This window comes from Patiriisocius sp. 208BN25-11 (assembly GCF_058147145.1).
On sequence record NZ_JBYVJY010000008.1, the window covers coordinates 121,433 to 137,296 of the forward strand.

General features: G+C 36.9%; 11 protein-coding genes and 1 pseudogene. 6 read left to right on the forward strand and 6 right to left on the reverse strand.

Annotated elements, in window-relative coordinates:
* The first annotated feature begins 254 nt into the window (after positions 1–254).
* The 5 genes from gyrB to secDF all read left to right on the forward strand — a co-directional run bounded on the left by gyrB (position 255) and on the right by secDF (position 8,293).
* On the forward strand, positions 255–2,195 hold the full coding sequence (gene gyrB, locus ACY2RS_RS10830; RefSeq protein ID WP_490098671.1) for a DNA topoisomerase (ATP-hydrolyzing) subunit B: 1,941 nt from the start codon (positions 255–257) through the stop codon (positions 2,193–2,195).
* Positions 2,188–3,216: a DUF6588 family protein gene (locus tag ACY2RS_RS10835; protein ID WP_490098672.1), complete on the forward strand. Its 1,029-nt coding sequence runs from the start codon at positions 2,188–2,190 to the stop codon at positions 3,214–3,216. The genes gyrB and ACY2RS_RS10835 overlap by 8 nt, the downstream gene beginning before the upstream one ends.
* 126 nt (positions 3,217–3,342) lie before the next feature.
* A complete protein-coding gene (gene mdh / locus ACY2RS_RS10840; protein WP_490098673.1) occupies positions 3,343–4,269 on the forward strand; it encodes a malate dehydrogenase in 927 nt (308 codons plus the stop codon).
* Positions 4,270–4,445: 176 nt separating this feature from the next.
* On the forward strand, positions 4,446–5,057 hold the full coding sequence (locus ACY2RS_RS10845; RefSeq protein WP_490098674.1) for a hypothetical protein: 612 nt from the start codon (positions 4,446–4,448) through the stop codon (positions 5,055–5,057).
* A 212-nt stretch (positions 5,058–5,269) separates the two neighbouring features.
* Positions 5,270–8,293 (forward strand): protein translocase subunit SecDF, encoded by a 3,024-nt coding sequence (secDF, locus tag ACY2RS_RS10850; RefSeq protein ID WP_490098675.1) that lies wholly within the window; start codon positions 5,270–5,272, stop codon positions 8,291–8,293.
* A 430-nt stretch (positions 8,294–8,723) separates the two neighbouring features.
* Here the strand turns inward: secDF and ACY2RS_RS10855 are convergent, their stop codons facing one another.
* From ACY2RS_RS10855 to folE, 6 genes are all read right to left on the reverse strand, one after another.
* The gene (locus ACY2RS_RS10855) at positions 8,724–9,209 is read right to left on the reverse strand and encodes a DUF192 domain-containing protein (RefSeq protein WP_490098676.1); all 486 of its coding nucleotides are present in this window, start codon (positions 9,207–9,209) and stop codon (positions 8,724–8,726) included.
* Complete coding sequence (lgt, locus tag ACY2RS_RS10860) at positions 9,193–10,131, reverse strand: prolipoprotein diacylglyceryl transferase (protein ID WP_490098677.1); 939 nt, start codon at positions 10,129–10,131, stop codon at positions 9,193–9,195. Before lgt ends, ACY2RS_RS10855 begins: the two co-directional genes overlap by 17 nt.
* A gap of 176 nt (positions 10,132–10,307) precedes the next feature.
* Positions 10,308–10,541 carry a membrane protein insertion efficiency factor YidD gene (gene yidD, locus ACY2RS_RS10865; protein WP_490098678.1) on the reverse strand — a complete coding sequence of 78 codons (234 nt, stop codon included), beginning with the start codon at positions 10,539–10,541 and terminating at the stop codon, positions 10,308–10,310.
* A 47-nt stretch (positions 10,542–10,588) separates the two neighbouring features.
* A complete protein-coding gene (gene cysS / locus ACY2RS_RS10870) occupies positions 10,589–12,073 on the reverse strand; it encodes a cysteine--tRNA ligase (RefSeq protein ID WP_490098679.1) in 1,485 nt (494 codons plus the stop codon).
* Positions 12,074–12,164: 91 nt separating this feature from the next.
* Complete coding sequence (locus ACY2RS_RS10875; protein ID WP_490098680.1) at positions 12,165–12,464, reverse strand: four helix bundle protein; 300 nt, start codon at positions 12,462–12,464, stop codon at positions 12,165–12,167.
* A 141-nt stretch (positions 12,465–12,605) separates the two neighbouring features.
* Complete coding sequence (gene folE, locus ACY2RS_RS10880; RefSeq protein WP_490098681.1) at positions 12,606–13,283, reverse strand: GTP cyclohydrolase I FolE; 678 nt, start codon at positions 13,281–13,283, stop codon at positions 12,606–12,608.
* A gap of 148 nt (positions 13,284–13,431) precedes the next feature.
* Between folE and ACY2RS_RS10885 the strand changes: the two are divergent.
* Positions 13,432–15,864: pseudogene (locus ACY2RS_RS10885) on the forward strand (hypothetical protein); the annotation flags it as partial.

The following is a 15,864-nucleotide window of genomic DNA, read 5'->3' on the forward strand; positions in this document are numbered from 1 at the left end:
CTGTTATTACACCAAAAAAAGATGTGAAACAGTAGGATGCAAACTACATAATTTCTTTTAAAAAAAACGCTGGGTTTTTCACAATTCTTTGTTAATAACTTAGCTATGAAAGACGCCCTATTTACTAGGTATTACTATCGCTTTGGTTATATTTGTTTGGCTTCGAAAAAAGCACCTAAAATCATGTCTTTAACACGATGTGGTTTTCGAACATTTCCGAAGCTATTTTACAAACATTTTGAATTAAACTATTTATGAGCGAAGAACAAAATAAAGGTAATTACGGAGCCGATCAGATCCAAGCCCTTGAGGGTATGGAACACGTACGTATGCGTCCTTCCATGTATATTGGAGACGTAGGCGTAAGAGGGTTGCACCATTTGGTATATGAAGTAGTTGATAACTCGATCGATGAGGCCTTGGCCGGGCACTGTGATACTGTTAATGTTTGGATTAATGAAGATAATAGTGTGACCGTTAGAGATAATGGTCGTGGTATTCCTGTAGATATACACAAAAAAGAAGGGGTTTCTGCTTTAGAAGTAGTTATGACCAAGATTGGAGCGGGAGGTAAGTTTGATAAAGACAGTTATAAAGTATCTGGTGGTTTACACGGGGTAGGAGTGAGTTGTGTAAACGCATTATCTGCTACTTTAAAGGCAACCGTTTTTAGAGATGGTAAAATTTACGAACAAGAATACGAGCGCGGAAAAACAATGTATCCTGTAAAATCTGTTGGAACAACAGAAGATAGAGGAACAGAAGTAACCTTCAAACCAGATGATCAGATCTTTACGCAAACTCTTGAGTATAATTACGATACTCTTGCGAGTCGTTTAAGAGAGCTTGCGTATCTTAATAAGGGCTTAACTATCACGATTGAAGACAAACGTGTTACCGAAGAAAATGGGGAGCTTAAAGGAGAGACGTTCCATAGTGAGGAAGGATTAAAAGAATTTATTCGCTTCTTAGATGGAAATCGTGAAATGCTAATTGGCGACGTGATTTCTATGGAAGGTGAAAAAAATGGCATTCCTGTAGAAGTAGCGATGGTATACAATACATCGTACACAGAAAACTTGCACTCGTATGTAAATAATATTAATACCCACGAAGGAGGAACACACTTAAGTGGTTTCCGTCGTGGACTTACCAATACGCTTAAGAAATATGCAGATTCGTCTGGACTGCTAGATAAATTAAAGTTCGATATTTCTGGAGACGATTTTAGAGAAGGATTAACGGCCATTGTATCTGTTAAGGTTGGAGAGCCTCAATTTGAGGGTCAGACCAAAACCAAATTAGGAAACCGTGAGGTGACTTCTGCGGTAAGCCAGTCTGTTTCTGAAATGTTAGAAAACTACTTGGAAGAAAATCCAGTAGATGCTAAGACCATTGTACAGAAAGTAATTCTTGCTGCAACGGCCCGTCACGCAGCCCGTAAGGCTCGTGAGATGGTACAACGTAAAACCGTAATGAGCGGTGGAGGTTTACCAGGGAAATTAAGTGATTGCTCAGAGCAAGATCCAGAAAAATGTGAAGTATTCCTTGTCGAGGGAGACTCGGCAGGTGGAACGGCCAAACAAGGTCGTGACAGAAACTTTCAAGCCATCTTACCTTTACGTGGTAAAATCTTGAATGTAGAAAAAGCAATGCAACACAAAGTATTCGAAAATGAAGAGATACGAAATATCTTTACGGCACTTGGTGTAACCATTGGTACTGAAGAAGATAGCAAAGCATTAAACCTTTCTAAATTACGTTATCATAAAGTAGTCATCATGTGTGATGCCGATGTCGATGGTAGTCACATTTCTACCTTAATTTTAACCTTCTTCTTCCGTTACATGAAGGACTTAGTAGAGAACGGGTATGTATATATCGCAACTCCACCATTGTACTTGGTTAAAAAAGGTGCGAAAAAAGAATATGCTTGGAATGACGCAGAGCGTGATGCTTTAATAGAACAGTATGGAGATGGAAGTAAGATTCAACGTTACAAGGGTCTTGGAGAGATGAATGCTGAGCAATTATGGGACACCACCATGAACCCTTCTTTTAGAACCTTACGCCAGGTTACCATTGATAATGGTACCGAAGCAGATCGAGTGTTCTCAATGCTTATGGGAGATGAGGTGCCACCGCGAAGAGAGTTTATTGAAAAGAACGCAGTATACGCTAATATTGATGCATAGACATTTAGTTAAGATAAAAAAGGCAACTCTCTGGGTTGCCTTTTTTGTACTGGCTCCAATACCTGTTTTTGCTCAAGGGGCATTTGCAGATGTTGAAGATTTCCTGGTAGATATGGTGTTAATTAGTAATCAGTATGTCTCTCCTGCTGCAGATGCAGCTGTGTATCAATCTTCTGGATCTTGGTATAGTAGTGCAAAAAGTCTTGATTTGTTTCAAGTAGATCTGTCTTTGCACGTAAATGTGTTACCAGTATTTTCTAATCAAAAATCATTTACGGTACGCGATAGCGATTTTATAAGTTTAGATATTCGCGATGCTTCTAGTGCTGAGGTGCCAACTGCCTTGGGTGGAGATACCAATGTGTTTTACGATTTTGAGCTTGATGGAGATCCGTATGAATTGCAAACCTTTGAAGGAGCAAAGCAGGATGTGTTCTTTTATCCTTATTTGCAAGGCTCTGTTGGTTTATGGCAACAAACAGAACTAACCGTTCAGTTTGTCCCTAAAATAAAAATTGAGGAGTCCGGATATCAAACCTTTGGTGGGGCTATTAAGCATAATGTGAGTCAGTATTGGTTAGGCGCCGAAGCAGATGACGAGGCGCTTCAAGTGGCACTACAAGCGGCCTATTCTTTTTTTGATTCTGAAATTTTCTTTGACGATTTTGAGATTAAAAGTTCAGATTCAGACGCTGGTCAGGAACCTTTGGCAACCCTCAATTCGCTAGAAGTAAATGCCAATGCGTTTACAGGACAATTGATTGCTTCAAAACGCTTTTACAAATTCGAATTTGTAGGGGCTTTTGCGGTTTCAGCAAATAGGTTTAAATATACAATGGGAGGCGAAGGAGCTTTGTTGTTGCGGCTTTTAAATGAAGCCTTTACTGCGCTAGAAGATACCAATACGTTAGTGCGAGGAAATGTTGGTGTGAACTATCATGTAAGCGATTGGTATATCGCCTCGAACTTCACAATAGGTACCTTTTTAAATACCAACCTTTCAGTGCATTATAAATTTTAAGGAACGTATTAAAATTACGACAGATAATTGTATTTTTGCAGCGAAATTTTGGGAGGCTAAAATTTCAGAAAAAGAAAAAAATAATTTACTAATTGATCGTTAATAGCGACACATAAATAATACAAAATGAAAGTAACAGTTGTTGGCGCAGGAGCCGTAGGTGCTAGTTGTGCAGAGTATATTGCAATAAAGAACTTTGCAAGCGAAGTAGTTTTATTAGACATTAAAGAAGGATATGCAGAAGGAAAAGCGATGGACTTGATGCAAACAGCCTCTTTAAACGGATTTGACACGCGTATTGTAGGTTCTACAAACGATTACAGTAAAACTGCCAACAGTGATATTTGTGTGATTACAAGTGGTATTCCTCGTAAGCCAGGAATGACTCGTGAAGAATTAATTGGAATCAATGCAGGAATTGTAAAAATGGTTTCAAAAAGTTTGGTAGAACATTCTCCAAATACCATTTTAATTGTGGTAAGTAACCCAATGGATACAATGACGTATTTGGCACATAAAGTAACTGGATTGCCAAAGAACAGAATTATTGGTATGGGTGGTGCTTTAGATAGTGCTCGTTTTAAGTATCGTTTGGCTGAGGCCTTAGAGGCTCCAATTAGTGATGTAGACGGAATGGTGATTGGTGGACACAGCGATAAAGGGATGGTGCCATTAACACGTTTGGCAACAAGAAATAGTGTGCCTGTAACAGAATTTATTTCTCAAGAGCGTTTAGACGAAGTAAGAGAAGCAACTAAAGTGGGTGGAGCAACCTTAACTGGTTTGTTAGGAACTTCTGCTTGGTATGCACCTGGTGCTGCTGTATCTGGATTGGTACAAGCCATTGCTTGTGACCAGAAAAAAATATTTCCATGCTCTACTTTGTTAGAAGGTGAGTACGATCTAAACGATTTATGTATCGGAGTTCCTGTAGTGTTAGGAAAGAACGGTATCGAGAAAATTGTAAATATCGAATTAAATGATGCAGAAAAAGCGCACATGCAAGAAAGTGCTGCAGGCGTTACAAAAACAAACGGTTTGTTAGAGTTTTAATAAACAACCTTATAGTTGAATCATCATTTTTTTCCTCAGTCCTAAAGGATGAAAATGATGATTTCAACAAGAATCCCTTTAGGGTTTGGGTAGATCGTGTTGAAATACCCTTAAAAAATATAATATCCCTTCAAAAGACTGTAGCAATACAGTCTTTATTTTTTATATTTGTCGCCGTGCAAACAAAATGGTACTTAAGGTCTCTTATAGCTCTTTTTATCCTCTTAGGGATAAGTGTAGAGCAAAATCCTGCACCTAATCAACAGATTGTTGTAGCCTTTGAAGGATCTTCAATTTCTTCAATAGCAGCAAATAAAGCTATTGATGAGGTTAAGGAAAAATTAGCCGCTACTGGTGCAGAGAACATTCAAGTGAACGTCCTTGAAAATGGAACACTTACCATCACCTACTATAGTGCATTTGATGCGATTGTGATTAAGGGCATGTTGTCAACTCAGGGCGGGATTGCAGTAGGCTATACTCCTTATGAAAGTTCGCCAAATGATAACAATGCTCCTATAGAAAACAGTTCTGTATACAAATTAGATGTACATGAATTAAAGCAATACAGTGATGTAGATACAGATCTTAACGGAATTACTTTCGAATTTGAACCTACAATACATCGTTATTTTATTCCGGATGTTTCTGGAGTGCATGCTCAAGTTCTCTTACTAGAGAGAAATAAGAAAGAAGCGGTTGCATTTAAAATAAACAACCACCAATCTTTAGGAGTAGATCAATTCTCTTACAAAATCCCAGAAGTAAGAGCAGGCCCTCGGGTATAAGGTTTTTAATGTTTTTCTGAAATTTTATATTTCCGAAGCTATGATAGGTACGACTATCATTTTTAAAAACCATTCTTCATAAAAATCAATGTTCTTCAAGAAAAGAACAAACACATTATTATTTATTAAACAATGTGTCAAATTGTGCGATAACAACTATATTCGCCACCTTGAATATTTCAGAAAAAATTTGACAACAAAAAAATTACAACATGCAAAATAAAGGACTTATTACACTTTTTGCGATCTTGTTTGGATTGGTAAGTTTATACCAATTATCATACACGTACCTAGCAAATAAAGTAGAAGACAGTGCAACAGAGTATGCAAATGCAAAGTTCACAAAAGATCAACCTAACGAGCGCGCAGCTGCAGAAGCAAGCTACCTTGATAGTGTTGCAAGCAACCCAATTATGTTGGGTATTGATTACAAAACTGCTAAAGAAAAAGAGCTTAACAAAGGTCTGGATTTAAAAGGTGGTATTAATGTAATCTTACAGATTTCTGTGCAAGACATCTTAAAAGGATTGGCAAACAATTCAAAAGATCCGGCTTTTAATCAGGCTATTGCAAATGCAGGAGAATTACAAAAAGATGCTCAAGAAACATTTTTAGAATCTTTTTACAGAGCTTTTGAAGCATTGCCAGGAGAAAACAACTTAGCTTCTCCAGATATATTCTTCAACAAAGGGTTGGAAGATGATATCAATGCAAATATGAGCAACGATGAAGTGAAGACCGTAATCAACAGAAAAATTGATGAGTCTATTACTTCTGCTTTTGAAGTATTACGTAAGCGTATCGATAAGTTTGGGGTAACACAACCAAACATTCAACGTTTAGGAAACTCTGCACGTATCTTGGTAGAATTGCCAGGTGCAAAAGATGTAGAGCGTGTTTCTAAATTATTACAAAGTACAGCGCAGTTAGAATTCTGGGATGTTTACAAGAGTGAAGAAATGGCAACATTTTTACAATTGGCAAATAATAAAGTTGCAGAACTTAACAAAGCAAAAGAAACACCAGTAGCAGATACTGCTGCAGATTCTACACAAACAGATGGAGATTCTGTAGTAGATGATTTATTAGCAGGAGAAGAAGTAGAGAAAACAGATGAGGAGCTTGAAAAAGCAAACCCAATTTTCTCAAAATTAGTATCACCTGGATTTAATGGTCGTCCTGTTTTAGGGATGTTTCGTTTAAAGGATACTGCTGTTATTAATAGTTATTTGCGTATGCCTCAAGTAAGAGCATTGTTATCACAAGGGCAACGTTTTACAAAGTTTGTATGGGAGAAGCCAGTGGAAACTGAGTTAACCACGGGTGAAACAATAATGACAACTGGTCTTTATGCAATTAAAGGAAACAGAGATATGGAAGCGCCTTTAGCTGGAGGTGTTGTTACAGATGCTGCGCAAACATACGATCAGTTTAGTAACCCTGCGGTTTCTATGCAAATGAATGGTAAAGGAGCAAAGATTTGGGAAGAAATGACCAAAAATGCAAACAAGAACGCATCTCAAATTGCCATTGTATTAGATGATATTGTATACTCTGCACCAGGGGTAACATCTCCAGGTGGTATTGCAGGAGGTAGAAGTGAAATTACAGGAGACTTTACCATTGCAGAAGGACAAGATTTAGCAAATGTTTTACGTGCTGGTAAATTACCTGCTTCTGCAGATATTATTCAAGCAGAAGTTGTAGGACCAACCTTAGGTCAGGAAGCTATTAATAGTGGTATGTTATCATTTGGTATTGCTTTATTATTAGTACTTATTTGGATGATTGCATACTATGGTAAAGCGGGTGCTTTTGCCGATGTTGCATTGATCGTAAACATTGTATTTATCTTTGGTGTATTAGCAGGTCTTGGAGCTGTATTAACATTACCTGGTATTGCAGGTATTGTACTTACTATTGGTATCTCGGTAGATGCCAACGTACTTATCTTTGAGCGTATTCGAGAAGAACTTGCCAAAGGAAAGTCACAAAAGGATAGTATTAAAGATGGTTTCCAAAATGCATTGTCATCTATCTTAGATGCCAACATTACAACAGGTCTTACTGGTTTAATCTTATTGGTATTTGGAACAGGACCTATTCAAGGTTTCGCAACTACCTTATTAATAGGTATTCTTACATCGTTATTTACAGCAATTTTTATTACGAGATTGTTTATCGATAGCTTTACTAAAAACGGAAAACCGTTAGCATTCTCTACGCCGTTCACAAAGAACTTGTTTAAGAATGTAAACATCAACTTCCTTGGAAAGCGTAAAGTAGCGTATATCATTTCTGCAATTTTAGTCTTAGTAAGTATTGGTTCTTTAGTAACCAATAGCTTAGATCAAGGTGTCGATTTTGTTGGAGGACGTACCTACACAGTTCGTTTTGCTCAGGATGTAGACGCAACAGCTGTTGAAGAAAGTCTTATAGCGCAATTTAACAGTGCTGAAGCTAAAACATATGGAGCAAATAACCAGTTAAAAATTACTACAAAATACAAAGTAGGAGAGACTGGTTCAGAAATTGACAACGAAGTACAGACAAAATTGTACGATGGGGTTAAATCATACCTTCCAGAAGGGATGACCTACGATCAATTTAAAGATGATAACGATGCGAAAGTAGCAGGTATCATGGAGTACTATAAAGTGAGTCCAACCATTGCAGATGATATCAAGAAAAACTCATTCTGGGCGGTATTAGGATCTTTATTAGTAGTGTTCTTGTATATCTTAGTTCGTTTTAGAAGATGGCAATTTAGTTTGGGTGCGGTTGCGGCTGTATTCCATGATGTAATGATCGTTTTAGGGGTATTCTCATTAACGCAAAACATTATGCCATTTAGCATGGAGATTGACCAATCATTTATTGCGGCAATCTTGACGGTAATTGGGTATTCATTAAATGATACCGTGGTTGTATTTGACCGTATTAGAGAGTACTTTAATGACAATCCAAACTGGGCATTTAGTAAAGTAATTAACAGTGCATTAAACAGTACCTTGAGTCGTACGTTAAATACTTCTTTAACTACCTTAATTGTATTACTATGTATCTTCTTTATTGGAGCAGAATCTATCCGCGGATTGATCTTTGCCTTAATCGTAGGGGTTATCGTAGGTACTTATTCTTCATTATTCATTGCAACACCAGTGATGTATGATACAGTGAAGAAAAAAGCAAGTGATTTATTAGAAGAGAAAAAAGAAGAAGAAGTAGAAGCCTAGTCTTTTATTGTTCCTCCGCTAAAGCTTCAGCGACACGCGGGCGGAAATCTTAAATAATCAAAAATCCCTTCTAGGAAACTAGAGGGGATTTTTGTGTTTAGTGATTAATATGTTTATGAGTTGATATGTTTATGAGTTGATATGTTTAAAAGTTTAGATGTTAAGAAAAAGGTTGTTAACAGGAGGCAAAGCTTTAATAAAAATAAGACTTTAGATATGATGATTAAAAATTTGGTCTATCAGCACAGCGAAACATCTTCTAATAGCCAAAGGCGATCTATTCTTTATCAGCGCAGCAGTCTCATTTTCTGTTTCTGAGATTTAAGTGTTGAGCTATAGCTTAATAAATAAGAATAAAAGTAACAAAGTAGCAAAGTCTCAAAGATGAAATTTTGTAATTTTCAAATTGATTCTTCATCAAATCTTCAAATTATTTCAACTGCCATTCTACACGATCTCCTTCTACAATTCCGTAACTAGATGAAACCGCACCTCCAACTTCAAGAACATATTTTACAGGCGTGTTTGATGGGAGACTCGTTGGATCAAAGGGCTTTGCCTTTCTGTAGATCTTTACTATTTTTTTATCGGCATTAATGTATAGAATGTCCAGTTCTATTTCGGTATTTTTCATGTAAAAAGAACGAGGTTGTTCATCATCAAACATAAATAACATACCCCAATCTCTAGGAAGTTCTTTGCGATACATTAAACCGGTTTGTGTTTCGTATTCACCTATAGCGGTTTCTATGGTGAAGGACTTTATTGCTGCATCGGTATCTTGCTTATACACAGTAATCCTGCCGTCGTTGCTATATGTGATCTCTTTGGTAAGTATCTTGTTGTTCTTCTTACAGCTAGTGCTACATAGAAATATTGAAACTACTGCAAGAACAATTTTAAGCGACTGATTCATTGGTGTATATTTTTTTATACGATTGTATCATGAAATAGATTCCAACTAGTACTAAGGGAATGCTTAACCACTGACCAGTATTTAAGGCCCAGTCTCCACGTTCGTCTACTTGGGCTTCTTTTAAAAACTCAACAAAGAAGCGTATCGTAAAGAGTAAGACTAAAAAGAGACCAAATAAGAATCCTAATTGCTTGCTCTTGTCTGTTTTCCAATAGAAATACATGAGGATTAAAAAGACAAATACATATCCGAAAGATTCGTACAATTGGGCAGCATGTCTAAAGGGTACTGCGGCCAAAGTCTCTGCATAAGCAGGATCATTTACAATGGCATCATAGGCTTTCTTGGGTTCTTTAAGCCCTGTTATGGCCATGGCTTGGCCTTCACTAATACTATCTCTAATAAATTGAACACCTAAAGCAAAATCACCAGATTCTTTTCCAATAATTTCAGAATTGATAAAGTTACCAATACGCACAAAAATAGCGCCACTCGCTACGGGCAAAACCACACGATCTAAAATCCAAAGCATCGGTTTTTTAATCACTTTTTTACTGTAAAAGTACATAGCAATAATAACCGCAATGGCTGCTCCATGACTTGCCAATCCTCTAAAACCGGTGTATTCTATTTCTGGAACAAATTTAAAAGGTAGAAATACAGAAAGTGGATCTTGTGTAATAAGTTCACTCTGATAGAAAATAACATGCCCCATACGAGCACCTATTAATATCGCCAGTACCATATAAATAAAAAGACTGTCTAAGTTCTTTTCACTTTCTTTTTCATTGATGAAAATTTTCTTGATTAAGTACAAACCTAAAACAAAGGCGACCACAAACATCAAACTGTAAAACTGAATTTTAAAAAAGCCAAGGTCAATTCCATCTAAGGGATTCCAGACCATTGTAAGTGCATGCATGAAGATTCTTTTTTTGTTCTAGGTAAAGATAAAAATAGCAATGAGAACTGAAAGCAGATTTTCTTAATAGTTCGTTAATTGGGGGAAGAAGTATGGGAGTTTAAGGGTTTATAAATATAAAATATACTTTTAATTCAATAACCAATAACCAATAACCAATAACCAATCATCAATCACTACTTTTTCGGAGGCACAGGATCATGACCATGTCCGCCCCAAGGAGCGCAACTGGCAATTCTTTTTGCGGCTAGCCAACTTCCTTTTAATACGCCATGTGTTTGCAAGGCTTCAACCGCATAATGAGAACAGCTAGGAGTATATCTACACATAGGAGGAAATAGAGGAGATAGCACTCGCTGGTAAATGCGAATGATAAAAATAAAAGGCGCTATTAAAATTTGTTTTAACAAAGGGGTCTTGTTATAATGCCTTCGGAAATTTAAAATTTCCGAAGTGCTTAAGATAAAGAAAACGTAGTGCCTTCTTTTCCGTCTTTTAACTGAATACCTACTTCTTGTAGGTTGTCTCTAATTTTATCGCTGGTAGCAAAATCTTTATTCGCTCTTGCTTGATTACGAAGCTCGATTAACAATTTAATGGCACTAGACAATTTGTTGTCATCACCACTTGCCTCGTTCGCAACATCGGTAAGACCAAGCACGTCAAATATAAAGGCGTGCATGATTTCTGACAATGTCTTTAAATCTTCTGCAGTAATGGTTGCCTTGTTCTCTTTTAAGGTATTGATGTATTTAGAGGCTTCAAAAAGTTGCGCTATTAAAATCGGACTATTAAAATCGTCATTCATAGCATCATAACAAGATTGTTTCCAAGCAGCAATATCCATACTAGAGCTATCGCTGGCGTTAATATTTGGAAGGCTCCTGTAAGCATCCATCAATCTATTGTATCCTTTTTCGCTAGCGACTAAGGCATCATCACTAAAGTCTAAAATGCTTCTGTAATGTGCTTGAAACATAAAGAATTTTGCAACGGTGGGCGCAAAAGATTTACTTAATATAGTATTGTCTCCAGAAAATAACTCTCCTGGTAAAATACTGTTTCCAGTAGATTTAGACATTTTTTTACCGTTAAGGGTAAGCATATTGGTATGCATCCAATAATTTACTGGTGATTTTTTATTGGTCGCTTCTGCCTGCGCTATTTCACATTCGTGGTGTGGAAATTTTAAATCCATACCACCTCCGTGAATATCAAATTGTTCACCAAGATATTTGGTGCTCATGGCTGTACATTCAAGGTGCCATCCAGGAAAACCATCACTCCAAGGAGAAGGCCAACGCATAATGTGCTTTGGTTCAGCTTTTTTCCAAAGGGCAAAATCTTGTGGATTTTTCTTTTCAGACTGCGCTGCCAATTCTCTCGTATTGGTAATCATGTCTTCAAGATTGCGGCCACTCAACTTTCCGTAGTCATTGTCCTCATTAAATTTATTAACATCAAAATAGACAGAGCCATTAACTTCGTAGGCGTATCCTTCTTTAATGATGTTTTCTACAATTTCAATTTGTTCAATAATATGTCCCGTAGCTGTAGGCTCAATACTTGGCGGATGGGCATTAAAAAGTGCCATTGTTTCATGAAAGTCGACAGTATATTTCTGCACCACTTCCATGGGTTCTATATTTTCTAACCTTGCTTTTTTTGCAATAGGATCCTCACCACTTTCACCGTCGTTTTCAAGGTGACCCGCATCTGTAATGTTTCGTACATAACGAACTTTGTATCCTAGATGCTGTAAATAACGAAACACCAAATCGAATGACAGAAACGTACGACAATTCCCCATGTGTACATTGCTGTATACTGTAGGACCACAAACATACATCCCTACAGCGCCTTCGTTAATAGGGCTAAATGTCTCTTTACTTTTTGAAATTGAGTTATAGACGGATAGTGTTTGTGTTTTGTATAGTTTCATGTTTGATGCTTGGTGACCGATGACCAATGTTTTATTTTAGGTTATTTTTAAAAGCAATCATCATATTCATTAAATGAAAATGTGATTTGTATTAGTTGTCAAATGTTATGTTGTTGATATAATTTCTTCTTTTTGCTTTGTGAAGACATGTTATCACTTCCGCATTTGATCTAATAGCATAGTTTAAAAAACGTTTCTGTTCTAAATTACTTTGACCAATACTTCCTTCGGAGATATTAAGTGCAATAGAGTCTGCGGCTCTTCGTATTTGTGATGATAAATTGAATTTTTCTATTTTAGGGAAATGTATAGCTATTGTGTTGATGTTTTCACCAAGATCCATAGCCATTTGCCAAATTTTGAGGTTTTCAAATTTAAATAATACTTCCATTGTTCTTTATTTATTTAACTAGGGAGTATCAAAATATAAATATAATATATTATTTGTTTTTTAAAATCAAGTTTTAGGTATTAAGTCATCTGTCATCTGTCATCTGTCATCCGTCACCCGTCACTCGTCACTCGTCACCTGTCAAAATTGTGTGTCAAATTTAATATAATCTAAAAATTCTCTTTTAGTATTCGCATTCTTAAAAGCACCACCAAATTCGCTTGTCACAGTACTACTATCTATGTCGCGAATTCCTCTAGAATTTACACATAAGTGCTTTGCATCAATCACACAGGCAACATCTTCTGTTCCTAAAACATCTTGTAATTCTTTTACAATTTGCATAGTAAGTCGTTCCTGTACTTGAGGTCTTTTTGCAAAATAATCAACGATACGATTCATTTTACTCAATCCAACTACAGTGCCGTTAGATATATATGCGATATGAGCTTTTCCTACAATAGGAAGCAAGTGATGCTCACAGGTAGAGTAGAGTGTGATGTTTTTTTCCACCAGCATCTCATTGTATTTGTATTTGTTTTCAAAAGTAGAAGCCTTTGGTTTTCTTTTAGGATGCAATCCTCCAAAGATCTCATTCACAAACATTTTTGCAACGCGTGTGGGAGTGCCTTTTAAACTATCGTCAGAAAGGTCAAGCCCTAAGGTATTCATGATATTTTTTACATCGGCTTGAATACGTTCAATCTTATCTGCATCACTCATGTCAAAAGCATCTGATCTAAGCGGAGTGTCTTGACTCGCACTGTGGTGGTCTAGGTGATTTTCTTCTGAAATTTGAAGCTCGTTTTTTATTTCCATTTCATTGTAATTTCTTAGTTCCTCGATAGGAAGCGCAAAGATAGTAAATTAGGTATTTGCTAGCTATGTATTGTTGTTCATTATTTTAGAGGATAATGGGCAATGTTTTCATAAAATTTTCTTAATTTTCGCTCGTTATTGATATACTATGAAAAAGATATACTCCATTAATCTGCTATTACTGGGGGCATTTTTATTGCTTCCTTTTACAAATGTATTCTCTCAAGGACCAGGTTGTCCAAATGTTGATGCTGGCGCTGATGCCACTATAAACTGTGCTAGTGGTGGCTGCGTTGATTTAACAGCCACTTTTTTACAGACAGGTGAAACAACTAGTTATGAGGTCACATCAATTCCATACGATCCTTTTCCATTCATTGGAGGAACGCCAGTATCTGTAAATACAGATGATGTGTGGTCTCCAGCGATTGATTTGCCTTTTAATTTTTGTTTTTTTGGTGAGACCTATGATGAAATAGTCATAGGTTCTAATGCAGTCATATCATTTGACTTAGTAAATAATCCTCCAAATGGTTTTTGCCAATGGAGTTTTGATGAGTCTATACCAGATCCAAACCTTTTTCGCTCTGCTATTTTTGGAGCTTATATGGATATTAATCCTGCACCAAGTCCACCAACATCAGACATCAATTTCCAAGTTTTAGGTGAAGCACCATGTAGAACCATGGTTGTTAGTGTACCAAATGTATTTTATTTTGGTGGTGCTTGTAGTACGTTAAGAATGACCTCTCAAATGGTTATTTATGAAACTACAAATGTAATTGAGGTATATATTTTAGACAGACCATCTGGTTGTTCTTGGAATGATGGAAATGCTGTAATTGGTATTCAAAATGGAGACGGTACCCTTGGGTATACACCTCCCGGACGTAATACTGGGGACTGGTCGGCAAATATGGAAGCGTGGCGTTTTACCCCAAATGGTCCTTCAAATGTTACTTTTGATTGGTTGGATAGCTCTGGAACAGTAATTGGAAGCACACCGACTATTAATGTATGTCCAGCAGATGACGAAACGTATACTGCCCGTGCTTCATATTTAAATTGTGATGGTGTTGTTACAGTTGTTACAGATGATGTGAATGTTACTACTGCAAATCCTTTTACATTAACCTTAGGTCCAGATCAGTCGACATGTGATGCAGATCCTATCATATTAACTGCAGATACCGCAGGTACTCCCGGACTATCTTACGAGTGGTTTTACAATGCAGTCTCTCAAGGTCCTTCTACCATAGGAGATGATATGTTTACGGTAAACTTCCCCAACTCTGGAACCTATTCTGTAGAAGTATTTGATCCAGCCGATGTTACTTGTGTCATTTCTGATGAAGTTGAAATTTTATTTGATACACAGCCCGTTGCAAATGAACCTCAAGATTTGTTTCAATGTGATAATGGTATCAATACAGGAGTTTTTGATTTAACAGAAAATGATGATGACGTGCTAGGGGGGCAAAACCCTGCAGATTTTGTGATTACCTACCACAATTCATTAGCCGATGCAATAGCAGGAGTAATGCCTATTGCAACGCCTACAATGTATCCTATTACAGGTGCTGTGGAAGAAATATTTGTTCGTATTACAAATACATCTGGAGCTTGTTTTGCTACAGAATCGTTCTTCCTAAACTTTTTTCCTATTAGTGTAGATTTAGGACCAGATCAAGATACCTGTGATACAGATCCTATTGTGTTAACCGCAAATACAGGAGGCGCTGCAGGCTTATCTTATGAGTGGTTTTTTAATGCTGTTTCGCAAGGACCATCGACAATTGGAGATGATATGTTTACTGTAAATGCTCCCAATTCTGGAACCTATTCTGTAGAAGTTTTTAATCCCGTAGATGCTACCTGTATTGTTAACGATCAAGTTGAGGTAACTTTTAATACACAACCCATTGCAAATGAACCTCTGGATTTGTTTCAATGTGATGATGGTATTAATACTGGAATTTTTGACTTAACAGAAAATGATGATGACGTATTAGGTGGACAAAATGCTGCAGACTTTCTAATTTCTTACCACAATAGTGCTATAGATGCCAGTACTGGAGCAATGCCTATTGCAGTACCCACTGCCTATGCCATTACAGGAACTACCGAATTGATCTTTGTACGCATACAAGATCTTGCTGGAAATTGTTTCGCAACTGAGTCTTTTGAGTTGATCTTTTTGCCAGCTATGGCGGGTCCAATGACAGATGAAGCTCTTTGCGATTTAGATGGAGACGGTACCATTACTTTAGACTTACCTGCATTTAAAAATGCTGAAGCCCTAGGGATACAAGACCCAATGTTTTTTACTGTGTCCTATCACAATACACTTGGAGAAGCAAACGGAGATATGAACCCCTTACCAGTATTTTATGATGTTGTTGCTTCTGGAGAAACCATATTTGTTCGCGTAGAAAGTAATGATACACCTACATGTTTTGCAATTGATAGTTTTGATATTTCTATTGTAGTTGCTCCTAGTGCTGCAATACCAACAACCTATAATATTTGTGATGAATTGCCTAATGACGGTTTTGCGGAATTTGATTTAACAACAAAAGAC